Annotated in this window: 13 protein-coding genes and 20 tRNA genes; 7 read left to right on the forward strand and 26 right to left on the reverse strand. The window is 49.5% G+C overall.

Annotation, left to right across the window (positions count from 1 at the left end; translation table 11 throughout):
* Positions 1–10: 10 nt before the first annotated feature.
* Both PRUB_RS09305 and PRUB_RS09310 read right to left on the reverse strand, forming a co-directional pair.
* The gene (locus PRUB_RS09305; protein ID WP_010385954.1) at positions 11–2425 is read right to left on the reverse strand and encodes an FtsX-like permease family protein; all 2415 of its coding nucleotides are present in this window, start codon (positions 2423–2425) and stop codon (positions 11–13) included.
* On the reverse strand, positions 2418–3074 hold the full coding sequence (locus PRUB_RS09310; RefSeq protein ID WP_010385952.1) for an ABC transporter ATP-binding protein: 657 nt from the start codon (positions 3072–3074) through the stop codon (positions 2418–2420). Before PRUB_RS09310 ends, PRUB_RS09305 begins: the two co-directional genes overlap by 8 nt.
* A 278-nt stretch (positions 3075–3352) precedes the next feature.
* On the opposite strand from PRUB_RS09310, the gene PRUB_RS09315 reads away from it, so the two are divergent.
* The 7 genes from PRUB_RS09315 to PRUB_RS09345 are packed head-to-tail and all read left to right on the forward strand — an operon-like array spanning position 3353 to position 11758.
* Positions 3353–4621 (forward strand): efflux RND transporter periplasmic adaptor subunit, encoded by a 1269-nt coding sequence (locus PRUB_RS09315; RefSeq protein WP_010385949.1) that lies wholly within the window; start codon positions 3353–3355, stop codon positions 4619–4621.
* Between the two features lie 18 nt (positions 4622–4639).
* Positions 4640–5335, forward strand: coding sequence for an ABC transporter ATP-binding protein (locus tag PRUB_RS09320; RefSeq protein WP_010385947.1), 696 nt, complete (start codon positions 4640–4642; stop codon positions 5333–5335).
* Between the two features lie 9 nt (positions 5336–5344).
* Positions 5345–6706 (forward strand): ABC transporter permease, encoded by a 1362-nt coding sequence (locus PRUB_RS09325; RefSeq protein WP_010385945.1) that lies wholly within the window; start codon positions 5345–5347, stop codon positions 6704–6706.
* A gap of 4 nt (positions 6707–6710) precedes the next feature.
* Positions 6711–7931 (forward strand): ABC transporter permease, encoded by a 1221-nt coding sequence (locus PRUB_RS09330; protein ID WP_010385944.1) that lies wholly within the window; start codon positions 6711–6713, stop codon positions 7929–7931.
* Positions 7932–7983: 52 nt separating this feature from the next.
* Positions 7984–9315 (forward strand): sigma-54-dependent transcriptional regulator, encoded by a 1332-nt coding sequence (locus PRUB_RS09335; protein WP_010385942.1) that lies wholly within the window; start codon positions 7984–7986, stop codon positions 9313–9315.
* A complete protein-coding gene (locus tag PRUB_RS09340; RefSeq protein WP_010385940.1) occupies positions 9312–10646 on the forward strand; it encodes a sensor histidine kinase in 1335 nt (444 codons plus the stop codon). Before PRUB_RS09335 ends, PRUB_RS09340 begins: the two co-directional genes overlap by 4 nt.
* Positions 10647–10663: 17 nt before the next feature.
* Positions 10664–11758, forward strand: a complete 1095-nt coding sequence (locus PRUB_RS09345) for a hypothetical protein (RefSeq protein WP_010385937.1) — start codon at positions 10664–10666, stop codon at positions 11756–11758.
* A gap of 18 nt (positions 11759–11776) precedes the next feature.
* On the opposite strand, the gene PRUB_RS09350 is transcribed toward PRUB_RS09345, so the two are convergent.
* From PRUB_RS09350 to PRUB_RS09465, 24 genes are all read right to left on the reverse strand, one after another.
* A tRNA-Cys gene (locus PRUB_RS09350) sits at positions 11777–11850 on the reverse strand.
* A 33-nt stretch (positions 11851–11883) separates the two neighbouring features.
* Positions 11884–11959, reverse strand: a tRNA-Gly gene (locus PRUB_RS09355).
* Between the two features lie 82 nt (positions 11960–12041).
* Positions 12042–12128: transfer RNA gene (locus tag PRUB_RS09360), tRNA-Leu, on the reverse strand.
* 32 nt (positions 12129–12160) lie between these two features.
* A tRNA-Gly gene (locus PRUB_RS09365) sits at positions 12161–12236 on the reverse strand.
* Positions 12237–12318: 82 nt separating this feature from the next.
* A tRNA-Leu gene (locus PRUB_RS09370) sits at positions 12319–12405 on the reverse strand.
* Positions 12406–12437: 32 nt separating this feature from the next.
* A tRNA-Gly gene (locus PRUB_RS09375) sits at positions 12438–12513 on the reverse strand.
* 82 nt (positions 12514–12595) lie between these two features.
* A tRNA-Leu gene (locus tag PRUB_RS09380) sits at positions 12596–12682 on the reverse strand.
* 32 nt (positions 12683–12714) lie between these two features.
* Positions 12715–12790, reverse strand: a tRNA-Gly gene (locus PRUB_RS09385).
* A 190-nt stretch (positions 12791–12980) separates the two neighbouring features.
* Positions 12981–13067, reverse strand: a tRNA-Leu gene (locus tag PRUB_RS09390).
* Positions 13068–13099: 32 nt separating this feature from the next.
* Positions 13100–13175 (reverse strand) — tRNA-Gly (locus PRUB_RS09395).
* Between the two features lie 82 nt (positions 13176–13257).
* Positions 13258–13344: transfer RNA gene (locus PRUB_RS09400), tRNA-Leu, on the reverse strand.
* Positions 13345–13381: 37 nt separating this feature from the next.
* Positions 13382–13455, reverse strand: a tRNA-Cys gene (locus PRUB_RS09405).
* Positions 13456–13487: 32 nt separating this feature from the next.
* Positions 13488–13563 (reverse strand) — tRNA-Gly (locus PRUB_RS09410).
* Positions 13564–13645: 82 nt separating this feature from the next.
* Positions 13646–13732: transfer RNA gene (locus PRUB_RS09415), tRNA-Leu, on the reverse strand.
* A gap of 37 nt (positions 13733–13769) precedes the next feature.
* Positions 13770–13843 (reverse strand) — tRNA-Cys (locus PRUB_RS09420).
* A gap of 33 nt (positions 13844–13876) precedes the next feature.
* A tRNA-Gly gene (locus PRUB_RS09425) sits at positions 13877–13952 on the reverse strand.
* 82 nt (positions 13953–14034) lie between these two features.
* Positions 14035–14121: transfer RNA gene (locus tag PRUB_RS09430), tRNA-Leu, on the reverse strand.
* A gap of 32 nt (positions 14122–14153) precedes the next feature.
* Positions 14154–14229, reverse strand: a tRNA-Gly gene (locus tag PRUB_RS09435).
* Between the two features lie 82 nt (positions 14230–14311).
* Positions 14312–14398: transfer RNA gene (locus tag PRUB_RS09440), tRNA-Leu, on the reverse strand.
* A gap of 32 nt (positions 14399–14430) precedes the next feature.
* Positions 14431–14506 (reverse strand) — tRNA-Gly (locus PRUB_RS09445).
* Positions 14507–14772: 266 nt separating this feature from the next.
* A complete protein-coding gene (pgsA, locus tag PRUB_RS09450) occupies positions 14773–15318 on the reverse strand; it encodes a CDP-diacylglycerol--glycerol-3-phosphate 3-phosphatidyltransferase (RefSeq protein WP_010385935.1) in 546 nt (181 codons plus the stop codon).
* 43 nt (positions 15319–15361) lie between these two features.
* Complete coding sequence (uvrC, locus tag PRUB_RS09455; RefSeq protein WP_010385933.1) at positions 15362–17185, reverse strand: excinuclease ABC subunit UvrC; 1824 nt, start codon at positions 17183–17185, stop codon at positions 15362–15364.
* Between the two features lie 38 nt (positions 17186–17223).
* The gene (gene uvrY, locus PRUB_RS09460; RefSeq protein ID WP_010385932.1) at positions 17224–17874 is read right to left on the reverse strand and encodes a UvrY/SirA/GacA family response regulator transcription factor; all 651 of its coding nucleotides are present in this window, start codon (positions 17872–17874) and stop codon (positions 17224–17226) included.
* 206 nt (positions 17875–18080) lie between these two features.
* Complete coding sequence (locus tag PRUB_RS09465) at positions 18081–19247, reverse strand: dicarboxylate/amino acid:cation symporter (protein ID WP_010385930.1); 1167 nt, start codon at positions 19245–19247, stop codon at positions 18081–18083.
* Between the last annotated feature and the right edge of the window lie 25 nt (positions 19248–19272).

Here is a 19272-nt window from a genome sequence, read left to right on the forward strand (position 1 = left end):
ATTGAGCTCCTTATAACTGTGCGACATTATCAGCCACATTGCGCCTGATCAGTTTTAATAAAGGAATGGCACTGACCACCAAAGCCAACAACAGTACCACAGCGCAGAACCCCCAGATATCGCTCCAGCTAAGTACCATTGCCATGCTCCAGCCAAAAGCGATGGGCATCACATAGGTTAACAATACCCAGCCCAACAGGATCCCCAGCGGCACTGCCAGTAACAAGATCAGACCGAGAATAAGTCCGGCCTGAGAGAGTTTCAGCACCAATAATTGGCCCTGAGTCACCCCTAAAGTTTGTAATACGGCCATCGGCTGCAACTGCTGTCGTCCGAGCGTTAAAAAGCTCACCCAAACGCCAAATAGCGCAATCAACATAATGCAGATATTCAGTGCATGGGTTACCAGAAAAGTTTGACTAAATAGTTGCTTTGCAAAGCGCTTAAACACCTGATTATGGATCAACTGATGTCCGGCCAGTGACCAGCGCTGGCTAATGACATCAGCCAGTTGTTCTGAGTCAACTCCCTCGTGAAGCGTCAACATAAAACCGACTGCTTCGTACAAAAATGCCTGCTGTGTGATGACTGAGTTACTGACTACCAGACTAACGCCAGACTCGCCGTAATCATAAAATACCCCCGTGATTTGACAGTGAAAAGCGTGTTGTCCCTGCTGCACTTCAAGCTTGCTGCCAACGATAAGACCATAACGACGCATACCCGGCTCATTGATAAGACAGCTGATGCTATCATTGCTCCGATTGATATGAACAGCCTCCAAAGGCTGCTTGTTCAGCAAGGTCAGATGCTGATGATAACGATAGTCTTCACCGAAACTCATCAGTGTCACAGGCACCGTCTCATTGGTCACCTGGACTTCACTTTGTGCCGACCAGTAAATCCCCACCTGCTTAACTGCTTGCATATCTGCCAAAGCCTGACGCATCTGTGCAGTCGGGTTATCCGGTCTGACATATAGATCGGCATTCAGGCGGGTTTGTAAATGGGTATCCAGTGCACTGCTGAAACTCCCCACCATCACCTGCATGCCAATCGCTGCGCCCATTGCCATCAAAATGGCTAACACCGAACTCAGCAGCGCTGGTAATTGCGTCAGACTATCGGCCCTCAGCCAGCCGAGCAACGGCGCCCGGGTTGGCCAGCGCACCTGAAACACCAGACGCACCAGTGGCGGTGTCAACGCGAAAAACACCAGCAACACACAAACACACAGTAGCAAAGCTTGCCATTTGGTCTGTGCCAGGTTCAATAGTAACCCCCCTCCAACACAGGCCAGAAATAATAGCGCCAGGGTCAGCCACTTCGCCAATTGCTGCGTGAGACGCGTTTGCAACACCACAAAGCCAGCCAGTATCACCAAGTTCAGCACACTGCCGATAAGCACGAGTAAGGCGTCAAAGCGCACTATCAGTGCCCGATCCAGCTGATAAAAACTGCTCAATACCGTGCTGATGTCACCCATCATGGCATTGGCCATCAGCACCCCAAGCAGATTACCCAATGTCGCTGCCAGCACACTCAATATCGCAACTTCCAGACACAGCGCCTTAAGCAACTGGCTCTGCCGGCAACCAAGCGTGGCCATTTGCTGTTGCAAAGACAAGCGGCTTTGATAAGCAAGTTTGATGGCATTGAGGCTTAAAAATGCGCCCACCACATAGCCCAGTAAGGCCAGTGCCTGTAGGTTAAAGAAAAAGGCCCCCGACAGGGCGTCGAAGGTTTGTGCCTCAGCAGACTCCAGTCGTGCGGCACTGCCAAGCATGTCCACCAGCTGCTGCCGCTGAAGCGCATTCAGACCCGTCACTTCAAAATAGCTGATCTGCCCCTGCGCATTCAATAATCGGTCTGCCAGACTGATATCCATCAGTGCATAGTGACCAGTCCCCTCCAGTTGACTAACCGGATAACTGCCTCCTTTAATGCGCAATGCAGAGGCATTAAGCTGTAATCTGGCCGTCAGTTCAGGTGACATAAACAGCGTATCGAACAAGGGAGAATCGCTGTGAGGTTGGCCAGCGTCGCCTGATACCGGCTTTGCAGCACCAGCCGTTTGCCATTGCAGTAAATTGATACCCCGAATGGCGACCAGCTTGTCGTCATCACTTCTGAGGCGCCCCTCCAGTACGGGTTGAACCTGCTCAAACCCAGCCGCTGAAAGCCGTTGCCAAAGTGAAAAAGGTAAGCCTGTTTTTCCCAATGGCGGACGAATAAAGTCACTTACTGGCTGCGCTAACAACGCTGTACTGGTTTGATAGCGCTTTGAGGCTTCCTGGTTTAAACCCAGTGTGGCACTGAGCAAGGCGCTGCCGAGGCTCAGACCGATCAAAAACAACACCAGCAGCCCTCTATGGCGCCGATAATACTGAGCATAAGTCAGCAGGATGAGTCTCAGTTCACTCATGTAAACGCCCGTCGCGTAACGCCACCTGACGGGGTAACTGCGCAGCCAGAGCCCGGCTGTGGGTAACCATGATCAAATTTACCCTTTGCTCCTGACATAAGGTCATCAACAGTTCCAGTACTTCCTGACTGCGCATGCTGTCCAGATTCCCTGTGGGCTCATCGGCAAGCAGTACACTGGGCCGATTAAGCAGGGCCCGGGCGATCCCGACACGCTGTTGCTCGCCTCCGCTTAACTGCGCAGGATAGACATCGAGCTTGTCGCCCAGACCCAGACGCTCTGCCATTATGGTAATTTCTTTATGACTGACGGCGCGGCCGTTGAGACGGGCCTGAAAGGCCATATTATCCGCCACATTAAGCGGACTAAGTAACTGGTAATGCTGAAAGATCATGCCAATCGTACGGCGATACAAGGCCAGTTGCTTGGCATCATAGGTATGTATTGCCTGCTCATTGATACGTACGGTGCCGGAGTCTGGGCTAAGCAACCCCGCCAGTATGTTGAGCAAGGTCGTTTTGCCAGAGCCACTGTCGCCAGTAAGCGCGACCTGCTCAGCCCCCGATACCGACCAGCTCAGGCCGTCCAGCACATTCCGATATCCAGCGCCATCTCGACGTCTGAACGTTATCTCATCTAACTGGATCATCGCACCTCCATTACCACTTACTTAACAGCAACTTAGTATAGTCATCATGGTACAGGATCGAATCGGCAAAGCCAGTGCATTCTGACATACCAATATCTCCATCAGTGACGTACTGTCCGGACACTCGCCCACTGTCCGCGTACTGTCCGCTGTCCGTCCGCTGCTGTTACAGCTCGCAACACAAAAAACAAATAACCCTATAATTTCAAAAACTTAAAACATGGCATCGATTTTGTAATAAGTACTTGTAATCAAGTAAACAAGGAGCCGTACCAGGCATGATCCGAGATACCAAACAACAAGATAAAGCAATCCCACAAACGCGCAGATTGCCGCGCTGGTGGATAGGTGCAGCCGCCGCAGTCGGACTCATCGGTGCCGCCACCGCTTCATACAGCAGTTTTGACCAGCTACTCAGCGCCGATCAGGTGGTGTCCTTACAAACACTGCGTACCGCGACCGTTGTAAGAGGCGACATGGTTCAGGACCTGCGTGTTGAAGGCCGCACTATGGCCGCAGACAGCCCCTCCCTGTATGCCATTGCGGCCGGAACAGTCACTTTGTTTGTCAAAGCGGGCGACGAGATTGAAGCAGGTCAGGCCCTGCTAACCATTGACAGCCCGGAGCTTCGCAACCAACTCCTTCAGGAAGAAGCGACACTGGCACGTCTGGAGATGGACGTAAGTCGCCAGAAAATAGCAATAAAACAACAGCAGCTGGACAACACCCAGCAAATGGAACTGGCCAAAGTCGAGCTGGAAGCCGCGCAAAGTGAAATGGCCCGTGCCCGCACCAGCATTGAAAAACAGATCATCTCAAAGGAAGAACTGGAACAGACCCAGGTGGCCCTGAAACGTGCTGAGCTTAACGAGCGCCACGCCATCGCGAGTCTGCAACTGGCGCAGGAACGCCTGAGTTTTGAACTAAAAAGTAGCGAGCTAAACCTGACCCGTCAGCGTCACCTCACCGAAGAACTGCGTCGTCAGGTCGAGGCCCTAACACTGCACTCGCCCTTATCCGGCATTGTCGGCACGCTGAATGTACAACAAAAGCAACATGTGCAACGCGATACGCCGTTAATGTCGCTGGTTAACCTCAATGAGCTGGAAGTAGAGGCCTACATTCCGGAAAACCTGGCGGATGAGCTGGGAATAGGTCTGCATGCCAACGTGCAAATCAACAACGAACAATACAGCGCAACCTTAGTCGCCATTTCTCCTGAAGTTGAGCAAGGCCAGGTGCGCGGCCGTATTCGCTTTAGCGAGCAGCCAGGCAATTTACGTCAGAACCAAAGAGTGAATGCACAAATCATCATTGCCCAAAAGCAAAACGTATTAAAAGTTGAACGCGGTGCCTTTGTGGAAACCGGTGCATCCCGCACTGCCTACAAAATTGAACAAAACTCCGCGCTCAGAACCCCCATTTCACTGGGTGTCAAAAGTGTCAGAGAAGTGGAAATTACCCAGGGGCTGCAACCTGGTGATACAATCATCATCTCAAGTCTGGCTGCTTTCGGGCAATCACAGCACGTGATCCTCAGCGAATAATAATAAAAGGAACATCCCATGTTACGTATGAAAAACATCAGTAAAATCTACCGTACCGAGCTGGTCGAAACACACGCCCTGTCAGACGTTAACTTCACCGTTGAAGAAGGTGAGTTTATTGCCGTTACCGGCCCTTCCGGCTCAGGTAAAACCACCTTTCTGAATATCACCGGATTACTCGAAAGCTTTGAGCAAGGAACATATGAACTGGATGGCGAAGATGTCAGCACGCTGGGTGACAAGCAGCTTTCTCAGCTTCGCAATGAAAAAATTGGCTTTATTTTTCAGGGGTTTAACCTGATTGGCGATCTCAACCTCTATGACAACATCGAGGTCCCCCTGATTTTCCGGGGTCTGTCAGCCAAAGCCCGCAAACAACGCATCGAGGAAAGTCTGGAGTTGGTGGGCCTGGGCGGCCGTGCCAGCCACTTTCCTGCCCAGCTCAGTGGTGGTCAGCAACAGCGGGTTGCAATTGCCCGGGCGCTTGCCGGTAAACCGCGATTTTTACTCGCCGATGAGCCAACCGGTAACCTGGACACTATGATGGCCAGACAAGTCATGGATCTGCTGGAAGAGATAAACCGCCAGGGCACCACTTTGCTGATGGTCACCCATGATCATGAGCTGGCACAGCGGGCACATCGCAATATACAAATTCTCGACGGTCAATTGCGCGATATCAACAAGAATGAACTTGTCGAACTGATCTCTTAGGTGACTGCGATGAAGGATTTAATGCAACTGGCCTGGCGCGGCCTGAAACAAAAACGCAAACTGACCTTGCTGATGGTACTCAATCTGGCTATCGGGATCACCCTGCTGTTAACCATGGGCACCATAGTGACACGCAGCGGACACTCTCCTATCGACCAAAGAGCCGATCAGGTATATCACGTCAGCCTTAATTTTATGGACCCGGAGTTTGATCGACGCACGGCGTTTCGCTCGCCGCCACTGACCTACCGGGATGCAGACGCCGTTTCCGAGGCCTTTAAAGCAAATCCAATGATCCGCTTGTCACTTAATTACACCACGTCGTTTGTGCTTGATCTGCCCGATAAGAGTGTCAGACCGGTTACCGCCGAGGCCTCTGCTGCTGATGCGAATTATTTTGAATTGCTCCAGGTGCCATTTATTTATGGCGCCCCCTGGCGCGAGGAAATGCAGAATGACGCCGTAATCGTGTTGGATAAAAAAGCCAATGACTTATTATTCGGCGGAGAAAACTCGGTCGGCAAACAAGTGGTGATCAACAACCGTCAGCTGGAGGTGGTTGGCGTCATGGACATTTCAGCCTATCTGCGTCGCTTTCAGAACATGCGTTTCCAAGGCCGGGTCAACGATATGGCTGTTGTGCCTTTAGGGTACGCGCATGCCAACAACCTGCCTCGCACAGGCTACATGCCCTGCCAGACTCAAGAAGAAGCTGCACGAACACGGTATCGTCGCGAAGATGTTCAGGGGCTCAAAAACGCCGAATGTGGGTATTTACATGGCTGGGCAATGCTGGACCCCATGCAACTCGATAATAGTCATGCAGAGCTGACCTTATGGGCACGTAATTACGCACAGCAACAGACTACTCAGGGTCGATTCAGTCACGCCGAGCCCTACTATCTGACGCAGCTGGCCAGCCTCAATGACAGAATGAGTGACAACCTGTACTGGGAGCAAATTTATCTTAAGTTCGCCTACCTGCTCTTTGCTATCTGTTTGATCAACACCATTGGGATTCTGCTGGCAAAAAACCAGAGCCGGGCAAAACTGGTGTCTCTCTACCGGGCGCTGGGTGCAAACAAATTTTATATCCTTAAAATCCAACTGCTGGAACTCAGTATGCTTAGCAGTGCTGCCATTGTACTGGGGTTGTTGCTGGCGCAGTTTGGCTTGATTGCGATGTTCCATTTAGCTTTATATCAGGCCGATTACCTGGCCGACGCAGAGCAGGTACGCCGTATGTACAGCATGGACATTCCCTTTGCGCTGCAAGCTGCCGTGGGTATTTTTGTGGCGATATTTACCACCGGGCTTTACCCCATAGTGAAAGCCAGTCGCACCGCGCCCGCAGCACAGTTAAGAGGATAAAACTATGTCACTCAAACATATACTCAAAATCATCTTCAAGCACCGCAATATCTCCTTGATGATCCTGATCCAAATTGCCATTGCGGTGACCATAGTCGGCAACGCCAGTTTTATCAGCTACGGCACGCTCAAAAACTGGTTGATCCCCTCCCACCTGGACGAAGTGGAGATACTCAACGTTTACACCAAAGTATTCGACAACCAGGTGGATAAATCGGCGATGATCCAACGGGATTTAACTAACCTCAGCGCCTTGCCTGACGTGACTCAGGTGACCTACGCCAGCAATGAGCTGGTACTGGCCACCGTCGCAGGCAGCAACCTGGTTTATAAAACCATTCAGGAAGATGAAGCAGGCTTTGAAAACGCGCAATTTGACGTAACCTCTCAAGGGGTAGCCACGCTGGGATTAAACATCACACAAGGACGCGACTTCTATCCTAATGAGTTTGTTTATGCCGCGGCATCACAAAATCGCTACGCCAGTGTTGTGTTGATCAGCGAAGCCCTTGCCAAGACGCTGTTTGGCGAGCAAAGTGCGCTGGGTCAGACCATCTATTTACAACGAGCCCGCCGCCCCTATCAGGTGGTCGGTGTGTATGCCGATAAGATGCTGGGAGAAGGCGCTGTTTATGAACAACACTGGTACCACTCTACCATTGTGCCTCAGGCGCACTTTGGCAGCACAGATGTAAACTACTTACTCAGAGTCAAAAAAGGCACCAGCGAAGCCATTCTTCAGGAGGTTGAAGATCAATTGTATCTGCAACACGGACGGATCGTAGAGCGGGTTGAGTTTGCCGCCAGAGCGAAAAAACGCTTATGGGATGGCCGCAGTACCTTTGCATTCATTATGATAGGGATCAGCGTTATCGCCATTGTTGTGACCGGATTTGGTATTATTGGATTGGTTTCCTTTTCGGTCTCTATCCGTAAAAAAGACATTGGGATCCTACGTGCACTGGGTGCCAGTCAGCATACTGTGCTCAAGGCGTTGCTGATGGAAAACGCCCTGCTGGCACTGGCTGGCATTCTATTGGGTAGTTTCGCGGCCCTGTGGTTAAACAATTATTTTGTCACCCATTTACGCGCGCAAGGCCTGGTTGAACCCTGGCTCGCCCTGCTGGTTGCGCTGTCAGTCTGGTTACTCAGCGCCGCTGCGGTCTATATTCCTGTCCGTAAAGCAGCTAATATAGCCCCGGCCAGGGTTACCAAAACCAATTAAAATAAGGGCTGAAAAGCCCTTTCATGTTTACAACAATAACGATAAAAACACGATGCAACATAAAATTCTCGTCATTGATGACAATACAGATGTCATAAAAGCGCTTAAGATTCTTTTTTTAATAAATGACATCGACTGCGAAGGTGCCAGTTCGCCTGAACAAGGGCTAGCAATGCTGCAATCCCAGGATTACGACTTAGTGATCCAGGATATGAACTTTACCAGTGACACCACCTCCGGCGAAGAGGGTAAAGCCCTGTACCACCAGATCCGAACACTCAACCCGGATCTGCCCATTATTCTGCTGACCGCCTGGGCCCAGCTGGAAATGGCGGTGGAGTTAATTAAGCACGGTGCCGCAGATTATATCGCCAAGCCCTGGCAGGATGATAAATTGCTCAGTTCGGTCAATAACCTGCTGGAGATGTATCAGCTGCAACAGTCCCAGACACGCAGCAACAAGCAGTTCAAGCTCAAACGAGATAAGCTGAACGCACACTATGACCTCAGCGGTCTGATCTTTGCCGATCAGGCTATGCTGTCACTGCTTGAAACGGCAACACAGGTGGCCTACTCCGACGCGCAAGTGTTAATCACCGGTCCCAACGGAGCGGGTAAAGAGAAAATTGCAGAACTCCTGGTTGCTAACAGTGCCTACCGGGACAAGCCCTTTATTCGCGTCAATGCCGGTGCACTGCCTGCTGAACTGATTGAAGCTGAGCTGTTTGGAGTAGTCAGCGGCGCGTATACCGGGGCCACGAAAAGTCGTGAAGGCCGGTTTTCTGCCGCAGATGGGGGCACTCTGTTCCTTGATGAAATTGGCAATCTGCCACTGACAGGCCAGCAAAAACTACTCAGGGTGCTGCAAACCGGCGAGTTCGAAGCCGTTGGCAGCAGTAAAACCCAGCGGGTTAAAGTCAGAGTGATCAGCGCAACCAATGCCAACCTCAATGAAGCCATAGCGCGAGGCACATTCAGGCAAGATTTATACTATCGGCTCAATATGATTGAACTGCGCTTGCCACCACTGGCAGAGCGCCCTGACGACATCATTCCACTTGCACAACACTTTTTGGCCACAGATAAAGTACTCAGTGAAGGTGCCCAGCGTTTGCTCAAGCGCTACAGCTGGCCGGGCAACGTTCGCGAGCTGCAAAATGTCATAGGTCGGGCAGAGCTGCTTGCCAGTGGACAACAGATTGAGGCCGCAGATCTGGGCCTGAGCACTTCAGCCTCAACTATGGTCAATCACGAATTTAGCATCGAAGATATAACTCAGGCGCTGGACAAACACCAGGGTAACGTCACCCATGCGGCAAAAAGTCTGGGGTTGAGTCGTCAGGCCATGTACCGCCGTATGGACAAGTTCGGGATCAAGCGATGAGCACGTCCTCACATTGGTCTTTTTCAGGCAGAATATTGCTCAGCAGTGGTTGTGTGCTGACGTGTGCACTGCTTGCACTCGCCATTGCGCTGCACCATCAGGTTCCGGTGCTCTTTGCCTGCTCAGTGATCCTGTTAGTGTCATTAATGATGTTGTTTTTGCTGCTGGGCCATTATACCAGACGTCGCCAGCGCATACTGGCCACGCTGGAAGATGGGATCAAAAGTATCAAGGATGGCGATCTGTCACTGCGCATTTCACCGACTCCGGATCCTGATTTGGCTAGGCTGATTGACTTATATAACCAGCTCACCACAAACCTCAAGCAACAAAAACAAAAGCTAAATCAAAAAGAACTGGTACTGGACAGCATAGTTCAGGCCTCCCCTATGGCAACCTTGTTACTTGATAAACAGCGTCACATTGTTTATCACAATGCTGCTGCTCGCCAGCTATTGAAAAAACAACCAGGCGCACTCACAGGCAGTTCACTGGAAGTCGCGTGCGATGACTTGCCGTCAGCGCTGGCTCAGGCACTCAATAGCGGATATACCGGCATGCTGAGTTTCGAGCAACAGGAACAAAAACATACCTATTACCTTGGAGTTGAACCTGTCACGCTGAACTATCAACCACATAGTCTGGTTATTTGCAAAAACGTCTCTGCAGAACAAAATCGCGAAGAGATCATGCTATGGAAAAATGCCATTCGTCTGATCAGCCACGAATTGAATAACTCGCTGGCACCGATCCAGTCGCTGACTGGCTCGGCACAAACCATGCTGAGCCAGCAAAAGCACCTTGAGCTGCTGCCAGACATGCTGGATACCGTCTCACAACGCGCTCACAACCTCAGCGAGTTTATCCAGCGTTATGCTGAATATGCGCGTTTGCCAGCGCCCAGTTGCGCAGCCCATGCGATTGCACCGCTACTCGAACGTCTGCAGGCTCTCTATCCTTTTACTTTGCTGGGGACGGTTCCTGCGGACACCGGCTACTTCGATGTTGCGCAAGTTGAACAGGTTTTACTGAATTTGCTCAAAAATGCCCATGAATCTGGGAGTGACAAGGCTGAGATCTCTGTAAGAGTGGTTCAATCCCAAACACGCCTGAGGTTTGCCGTTGTCGATCGAGGCTCTGGGATCCTGCCAGGTAATTTACATCAGGCACTGCAACCTTTTTACTCAACCAAAGCACAAGGAACCGGGCTGGGTTTAAGCCTGTGTCATGACATCATCACAGCCCACCAGGGTCAGTTGAGGTTGCGCAACCGAGAAAAGGGTGGCCTGATGGTAGAATTCGATTTACCTTTAGGGGAAAACACCCACTAACCTAAATAGGACAAGGAATGACTGTTCACTCACCTCTGCTTTGTAGCCTGCTGCTTGGAACCCTGGTACTCAGTGGCTGCAAAACACGCTCTCCAACCCCTCAAGCCCCGAAAGAAAGCGTATTGCCTTGCTGGGTTCAGACTCCAAAACAAGCCAATCAACTTGGCTTTGTCGGCACTGCAGCCCCATTCAGTGCGATCCCCAATGGTTCGGAGCTGGCCAGTCGCACCCGGGCACTGAAAAAACTGGCGGCCTACCACAATATTCGATTGCAACGCCGTGATATGCAAAACGTCACACATGACCAACCCACTCAAGTTTTATCCTCAGGCCACACTGTTTATTACTCCACGCCCTTTAATACCGAAGATACACAATACAGTTATGTCAGCTTTGAGCCACTGAAAACCAGTGCCACCTGTGCTGTTCGCCAATGTGATTTTGTGCAGTGTCAGCCTGCCTGGCTATGCGACAATGATACGCACAGGCAGGTCCTGGGTGTCAGTTACTATACCGCGTCGCCGCATGAGCAGCTCCAGATTAGCGAACGCAACGCAATGACAGTCGCAAGCTTTCTGATGCAGGCCCAGGTCAATGCCACAGAATACCTAAAACAGCGGGCTGTCAGCCGTGAAGGTAACGTACATCATGAAGTGAACTACAATCGCAACGGTGAAGTCGATGCCCTGGGCACGCCCACGCATCTGGCTTTACATCAAAGCTGTCAGTATGGCTCAACGCTGATAGGCCAGTATAAGCCCGCAGACCAGGCTGTAATCAATACGCCAGTGCTGCCAGATATTAACGACATGACGCAACAGGGCAAGCTTGTATTGGGGGCCTTTGGCGAAGATGGCACTATGACCTCAGATAACCTGCTCAGCACAGCCATCAGACTCGCCATTCAGGATGCGTTGATCGAGCTTGCAAAGAACAAAGGGATCACGATTGAGACGCAGGTTGAAGTAACACAACACAAAGGGCACTACCTGCTCGAAAGCAGCGAGTTTACCATTAACGAACATGTCAGCGGTGAGTTGATTGACCTGAAAATTCAGTACAAAAATGACGTGCCGGTGATTTATGTCTGGTTATTGGAAATAATTAATTAAGAAGATTTGATAAGGAAATGGAGGCGGAACCCGGAGTCGAACCGAGGTAGACGGATTTGCAATCCGCTGCATGGCCACTCTGCCATTCCGCCGCATTGTATTGATACTTAATGTATCAGAAAGATTGGAGCGAGTAACGAGGTTCGAACTCGTGACCTCAACCTTGGCAAGGTTGCGCTCTACCAGCTGAGCTATACTCGCGTTCCAGTAGCTCTTAACTTATTGGTAGTAATGCAGTGTGCATCTTTCTATTAACCCAATTAAGTTAAAGTGCTCTAAACAATGGTGCCCGGGGCCGGACTTGAACCGGCACGCTGTTACCAGCGAGGGATTTTAAATCCCTTGTGTCTACCAATTCCACCACCCGGGCATCGGGTTTGCTAGAGCATTCATTGTTTAAATTGGAGCGAGTAACGAGGTTCGAACTCGTGACCTCAACCTTGGCAAGGTTGCGCTCTACCAGCTGAGCTATACTCGCGTTCCAGTAGCTCTTAACTTATTGGTAGTAATGCAGTGTGCATCTTTCTATTAACCCAATTAAGTTAAAGTGCTCTAAACAATGGTGCCCGGGGCCGGACTTGAACCGGCACGCTGTTACCAGCGAGGGATTTTAAATCCCTTGTGTCTACCAATTCCACCACCCGGGCATCGGGTTTGCTAGAGCATTCATTGTTTAAATTGGAGCGAGTAACGAGGTTCGAACTCGTGACCTCAACCTTGGCAAGGTTGCGCTCTACCAGCTGAGCTATACTCGCGTTCCAGTAGCTCTTAACTTATTGGTAGTAATGCAGTGTGCATCTTTCTATTAACCCAATTAAGTTAAAGTGCTCTAAACAATGGTGCCCGGGGCCGGACTTGAACCGGCACGCTGTTACCAGCGAGGGATTTTAAATCCCTTGTGTCTACCAATTCCACCACCCGGGCATCGGGTTTGCTAGAGCATTCATTGTTTAAATTGGAGCGAGTAACGAGGTTCGAACTCGTGACCTCAACCTTGGCAAGGTTGCGCTCTACCAGCTGAGCTATACTCGCGTTCCATATTGCTTTTTAACTGAGTGGATAAATACAAGAAGCAAGGTTGCGTCTTTTCATTCATCCAGCTGAGCTATACTCGCGTTCCATATGCTTTTTTGATTAGTTTTGAACTAATACTTAGCATTTTATTTTCGCTACTTTAACTTAATCTTACTGTCATATCAAGCGATTAAGCTGTAAGTAACAATGGTGCCCGGGGCCGGACTTGAACCGGCACGCTGTTACCAGCGAGGGATTTTAAATCCCTTGTGTCTACCAATTCCACCACCCGGGCATCGGGTTTGCTAGAGCATTCATTGTTTAAATTGGAGCGAGTAACGAGGTTCGAACTCGTGACCTCAACCTTGGCAAGGTTGCGCTCTACCAGCTGAGCTATACTCGCGTTCCAGTAGCTCTTAACTTATTGGTAGTAATGCAGTGTGCATCTTTCTATTAACCCAATTAAGTTAAAGTGCTCTAAACAATGGTGCCCGGGGCCGGACTTGAACCGGCACGCTGTTACCAGCGAGGGATTTTAAATCCCTTGTGTCTACCAATTCCACCACCCGGGCATCGGGCTGCTTTCGCATGTGGAGTTTGTTGAGAAAATGGAGGCGGAACCCGGAGTCGAACCGAGGTAGACGGATTTGCAATCCGCTGCATGGCCACTCTGCCATTCCGCCACACTAACCTGACCAAGTCAGACAAGAGAATTTGGAGCGAGTAACGAGGTTCGAACTCGTGACCTCAACCTTGGCAAGGTTGCGCTCTACCAGCTGAGCTATACTCGCGTTCCAGTAGCTCTTAACTTATTGGTAGTAATGCAGTGTGCATCTTTCTATTAACCCAATTAAGTTAAAGTGCTCTAAACAATGGTGCCCGGGGCCGGACTTGAACCGGCACGCTGTTACCAGCGAGGGATTTTAAATCCCTTGTGTCTACCAATTCCACCACCCGGGCATCGGGCTGCTTTCGCATGTGGAGTTTGTTGAGAAAATGGAGGCGGAACCCGGAGTCGAACCGAGGTAGACGGATTTGCAATCCGCTGCATGGCCACTCTGCCATTCCGCCGCATTGTATTGATACTTAATGTATCAGAAAGATTGGAGCGAGTAACGAGGTTCGAACTCGTGACCTCAACCTTGGCAAGGTTGCGCTCTACCAGCTGAGCTATACTCGCGTTCCAGTAGCTCTTAACTTATTGGTAGTAATGCAGTGTGCATCTTTCTATTAACCCAATTAAGTTAAAGTGCTCTAAACAATGGTGCCCGGGGCCGGACTTGAACCGGCACGCTGTTACCAGCGAGGGATTTTAAATCCCTTGTGTCTACCAATTCCACCACCCGGGCATCGGGTTTGCTAGAGCATTCATTGTTTAAATTGGAGCGAGTAACGAGGTTCGAACTCGTGACCTCAACCTTGGCAAGGTTGCGCTCTACCAGCTGAGCTATACTCGCGTTCCAGTAGCTCTTAACTTATTGGTAGTAATGCAGTGTGCATCTTTCTATTAACCCAATTAAGTTAAAGTGCTCTAAACAATGGTGCCCGGGGCCGGACTTGAACCGGCACGCTGTTACCAGCGAGGGATTTTAAATCCCTTGTGTCTACCAATTCCACCACCCGGGCATCGGGTTTGCTAGAGCATTCATTGTTTAAATTGGAGCGAGTAACGAGGTTCGAACTCGTGACCTCAACCTTGGCAAGGTTGCGCTCTACCAGCTGAGCTATACTCGCACTCCAGAAGCTTTTTAACTTAGTGAGTAAATGTAAGATACAAGGTTGCGTCTTTTCATTTATCCAGCTGAGCTATACTCGCGTTCCATACAAGTTCAATGCTTTCAGTGAATTGAAGCGTTTTGAACTTCTCTTTTTGTTAGGCTGTTGCCTCTCAACACGGACGCATTCTACAGAAGTTCCGGGAGGCGTCAACATAAAAAATGAAGCTTTTTAATCGTTTGCTTATTTTTTATCTAAAACGCTTTGTATTCAGCCAACCTAAACTAAGATTTAATCAATTCCGTACGGGCAGCATAGAAATATTGCACCATAGACACCACAGTTAGCAAAGTTGCAATGGCTAACAATGCATAACTCAATGTCACCATCCAGGGAGCAAACTGCCAGATCAGACCAATAATGGCCAACATTTGTGCTGCCGTTTTAAACTTACCTAAAGAAGATACCGCCACATGACCGCGCTTGCCCTGCTCTGCCATCCATTCCCTCAAAGCAGAGATAACAATTTCACGACTAATAATGACAATGGTAGCAATCGTCATAAACATGTTCTGATAATGCGTTGCTAATACGACCAGCGCTACACTGACCATCACTTTGTCAGCAACGGGGTCCAGAAACGCGCCAAATGGCGTTGATTGTTCCAGCTTGCGTGCCAGATAGCCATCGAGAATGTCTGTCACTGATGCCAGCCAGAAGATAAAAGCGGCAGCAAAAAACGCCCATGAATAAGGCAAGTAAAAGACCACTGCGAAAACAGGAATAAGTAACAACCTAAATGTTGTGAGCGTGTTTGGAATGTTCCACATAACTACTAAGAGAGACTCTTTTTTACTATGTTCGCATGAACGCTTAAGCTTTGTCATGCAAATGGTTAAATATCTTTTCAGCCAGCTGAGGGCTGATCCCGGGCACTTGTTTTAGTTGTTGTATATTGGCGGCTTTTACGCCCTGCATTCCTCCAAGGTATTTGAGTAGCGCCTGGCGTCGCTTCAGGCCAACGCCTTCTATTTCTTCCAGAACCGATTGAGTACGTTGTTTCTGACGTTTGCTTCTGTGTCCCGCAATAGCAAATCGATGCGATTCATCACGGATATGCTGGATCAGATGCAATGCTGGTGAGTCGCTTTCCAGGTTAATGGTTTTACGCCCACCATCAATGAGCAAAGTTTCCAAACCGGGCTTACGACTGGTGCCCTTCGCCACGCCAATCAGCATAGGTAACTTATCCAGCGTCCAGGATTCAAAGAAAGATTCTGCTCTGGATAACTGACCTTTACCACCATCAATGAAAATGATATCTGGCACTTTATCGGGGTCGGTCACTTTGCCGTAGCGCTTGTTCAGTGCAAACGCCATGGCCGCATAGTCATCTCCCGGCGTAATCCCGGTCACATTATAGCGACGATATTCACGATTATTAGGCCCCTGACCGTCAAATACCACACAGGATGCCACGGTGTTTTCACCCATGGTATGACTGATATCAAAACATTCCATACGATTGATATCCGACAGGCCAAGCGCCGCTTTTAATCTGGCATACCGCTTGTCGATCGAATCCTGTGCATTTTGCTTAACCATAATGCTATTAAGGGCATTCTTATTGGCCAGCTCCAGATATTGTGCCCGCTCTGCTCGCACGTTTACCCGTAATTGTACTTTACGTTCGGCAACCTGGGTGAGCGCGGCGGCCAAATCGTCTAACTCAGCAATCTCAAAGGGCAGCACTATATCTTTGGCAATCCGACCATGACTCCCCGTGGACACGTAATACTGGCCGACAAAACTGGTCAGAATTTCCTCACAGCCTGAGTCTTTTGGTATTTTAGGGAAAAACGTTTTGGACCCCAACACTTTATGTTCCCGGATCATTAGCATATGAACCGCACTCAAGCCATTCAGCTGGGCAAAGCCTATCACATCCATTTCGGCAAAGTTACCGGCAACAGATTGCTGCTCCTGCATTTGCCGTAGCAATGCAATTTGATCCCGATACTTAGCCGCCGCTTCAAAGTTGAGTGCCATGCTCGCCTGTTCCATTTTACCGACCAAAGTGGCAATCACCTGGTGTGATTTACCGCTAAGAAACTGACGCACCATATCAACCTGCTCAGCGTAGTCATCATCGCTGACTTTTGCCACGCAAGGTGCGGAACACCGCTTTAGTTGATGTTGTAAACAAGGACGACTGCGCGCCCGGTAGTAAGCGTCTTCACATTGTCTGACGGGAAAAATCTTCTGCATCAGACGCAAGCTTTCGGAGACCGCCGCACTGCTGGGAAAAGGGCCAAAGTACTCGCCTTTTTTCTTTCTGGAACCGCGATGAAAGGCAAGCCTGGGGTGACGATGATCGGTCAGTAAAATATAAGGATAGGATTTGTCATCGCGCAGGAGAATATTGTACCTGGGCTGATATTTTTTGATCAGGTTATTTTCCAGCAATAGCGCTTCGGTCTCTGTATTCGTCAATGTCACTTCGATATGACGAATATTACTCACAAGGACCCGGGTCTTGGCATCTGGAATATTGCTGCGAAAGTAGCTGCTGACGCGCTTTTTGAGGTTTTTAGCTTTACCGACATAAATAACCTGGTGATCTTCGTCATACATACGATACACACCAGGTTCCGTGGTCAGCGTTCTGAGAAACGCCTGACTATCAAACACTGCCATGGTTGAGACTTGTCTCTTACTTAGAACAACTGACTCACTTAGTGAGAGCTGTCTATATCAATCATTTTATGGCGAATGGCCAGGTGTGTTAGCTCAACATCGCCACTGACATTCAGCTTCTCGAACATACGATAGCGATAGCTATTCACCGTTTTAGAGCTCAGGTTAAGCCTGTCCGCAATGTCCTGTGCTTTTTCACCTTTGGTGATCATCAGCATGATTTGCAGTTCACGATCAGACAGAGACTGGAACGGGTTTTCATCCACCTTGCCACTAAATTGCGCCAGCGCGATTTGCTGTGCAATTTCAGGCGCGATATAACGCTGGCCCGCATTGACAGCTCGGATCGCGTTGATCATCTCATCCGGGCCTGCACTTTTGGTTAAATAACCGTGCGCCCCAATCTGCATGACCTTACTGGGGAACGGATCTTCACAATGCACGGTCAGTACAATCACTTTCACGTCCGGGCAGTAGCGACAAATCTTCTTTGTTGCTTCCAGACCGCCAATACCTGGCATATTCATATCCATTAACACGATATCAGGTTCACTTTGGCGACAGTAACTGACCGCCTCTTCACCCGTTTTAGCCTCTCCGACCACTTTAAACCCGCGCACGTCATCCAGAATGCGCTTTATACCGGTTCTGACAAGTTCATGATCATCAACTAAAAGTACGTTAATCAACGGGTCACCCTCACACTAGCCTTGGTAATGGCAATAACTGCCAAATGTCATTTATATAATCGTCTGATAATGAATGCATTATGCATCCATTATTGCACACAGACGGTGTGCGATTATGCTTTGCAAGAGTAACACAGAAAATTGCAAAGCATAATCAATTCCAGTTTCTAATTAAGGTAAAAACAGTCTTTAGTATGACAGTAAGACTAAGAATTGCCGTGTAATTTTAGATCCCGCTCCGAAAAACGGTCTACCCACAATGCAATCACACCATCACCCGTTACGTTACAAGCGGTACCAAAACTATCCTGTGCCAGATACAAAGCGATCATCAGCGCAACCGCACTTTCATCGAAGCCCAGCATGGTACTGAGTAATCCCAGGGCAGACATAACCGCCCCGCCCGGCGCACCTGGTGCGGCAATCATAACGATACCCAGCATGAAGATGAACGGCAGCATCTCAGCCAGCGAGGGCAAAGCCATCGTCGGAGACAGCAACATCACAGCCATGGTACAGGTGACAATGGTAATCGTAGAACCAGACAGATGGATAGTTGCACATAAAGGTACGGTGAAGTTAGCGACTTCTTCTTTCACTTTGTTTGATTTGCTGGCGCGCAGGGAAACCGGGATCGTCGCGGCACTGGACATAGTACCAATTGCGGTAAAATAAGCCGGCAGCATATTTCTAATCAACTCCACCGGGTTACGTTTTAACAACACGCCCGAGGTGATATATAAAAATGCCAACCACAGCCAGTGCATTGCAACGGCAGCCAGCAACACCACCCCAAACGTACTCAGGGTATCCGCTACCGTGCCCGCAACCGCCATCTCTGCAAACACGCCGGCAATATAAAATGGCAAAGCCGGGATAATCACTTTAGCAAGTAACGCATCAATGACATCACGTCCCTGATCCACAACCTGCTTTAGCTGCGTCAGGTGAAGCTGACTGATCCCAATACCAAACACAAAAGCAGTCGCCAGTGCAGTCATCACGCCCATCAGAGGGGGAACTTCTAGCTTGATAAGGCTCTCTACTTTCGTTGCTTCTGCGGCCTGATAAGCCACACTGCCGTCAAACATAGGCACAACCATACTGACCAGCACCACAGCCAAAGTACCAGCAATCACGGTAGAGCCGTAAGCAAAACCAACCGTTTTACCCAGTAAATGCCCTGATGTCTTAGGCAAGCCGGCAATGCCAGATGCAATATAGAATAAAATAATAAGCGGAATAGTGAAGGAAATAAGCTGACCAATAATCACTTTTACAGTGTACAGCAGCTCAACCATCAGCATAGGCAGATAAAAGCCCGCCAGGACACCGGCGAAAATACCAGCGACAAGTTTTAAAATAAGAGACATACAACACGCCCGAGTAAAAAACAGA

The organism is Pseudoalteromonas rubra (assembly GCF_000238295.3).
GTDB classification, from domain to species: Bacteria; Pseudomonadota; Gammaproteobacteria; order Enterobacterales; family Alteromonadaceae; genus Pseudoalteromonas; species Pseudoalteromonas rubra.

Excerpts from the sequence above, each read along its gene's own strand:
- PRUB_RS09305 (WP_010385954.1), bottom strand. The coding sequence starts at position 2,425 with ATGAGTGAACTGAGACTCATCCTGCTGACTTATGCTCAGTATTATCGG.
- PRUB_RS09310 (WP_010385952.1), bottom strand. The coding sequence starts at position 3,074 with ATGATCCAGTTAGATGAGATAACGTTCAGACGTCGAGATGGCGCTGGA.
- PRUB_RS09315 (WP_010385949.1), top strand. The coding sequence starts at position 3,353 with ATGATCCGAGATACCAAACAACAAGATAAAGCAATCCCACAAACGCGC.
- PRUB_RS09320 (WP_010385947.1), top strand. The coding sequence starts at position 4,640 with ATGTTACGTATGAAAAACATCAGTAAAATCTACCGTACCGAGCTGGTC.
- PRUB_RS09325 (WP_010385945.1), top strand. The coding sequence starts at position 5,345 with ATGAAGGATTTAATGCAACTGGCCTGGCGCGGCCTGAAACAAAAACGC.
- PRUB_RS09330 (WP_010385944.1), top strand. The coding sequence starts at position 6,711 with ATGTCACTCAAACATATACTCAAAATCATCTTCAAGCACCGCAATATC.
- PRUB_RS09335 (WP_010385942.1), top strand. The coding sequence starts at position 7,984 with ATGCAACATAAAATTCTCGTCATTGATGACAATACAGATGTCATAAAA.
- PRUB_RS09340 (WP_010385940.1), top strand. The coding sequence starts at position 9,312 with ATGAGCACGTCCTCACATTGGTCTTTTTCAGGCAGAATATTGCTCAGC.
- PRUB_RS09345 (WP_010385937.1), top strand. The coding sequence starts at position 10,664 with ATGACTGTTCACTCACCTCTGCTTTGTAGCCTGCTGCTTGGAACCCTG.
- pgsA (WP_010385935.1), bottom strand. The coding sequence starts at position 15,318 with ATGTGGAACATTCCAAACACGCTCACAACATTTAGGTTGTTACTTATT.
- uvrC (WP_010385933.1), bottom strand. The coding sequence starts at position 17,185 with ATGGCAGTGTTTGATAGTCAGGCGTTTCTCAGAACGCTGACCACGGAA.
- PRUB_RS09465 (WP_010385930.1), bottom strand. The coding sequence starts at position 19,247 with ATGTCTCTTATTTTAAAACTTGTCGCTGGTATTTTCGCCGGTGTCCTG.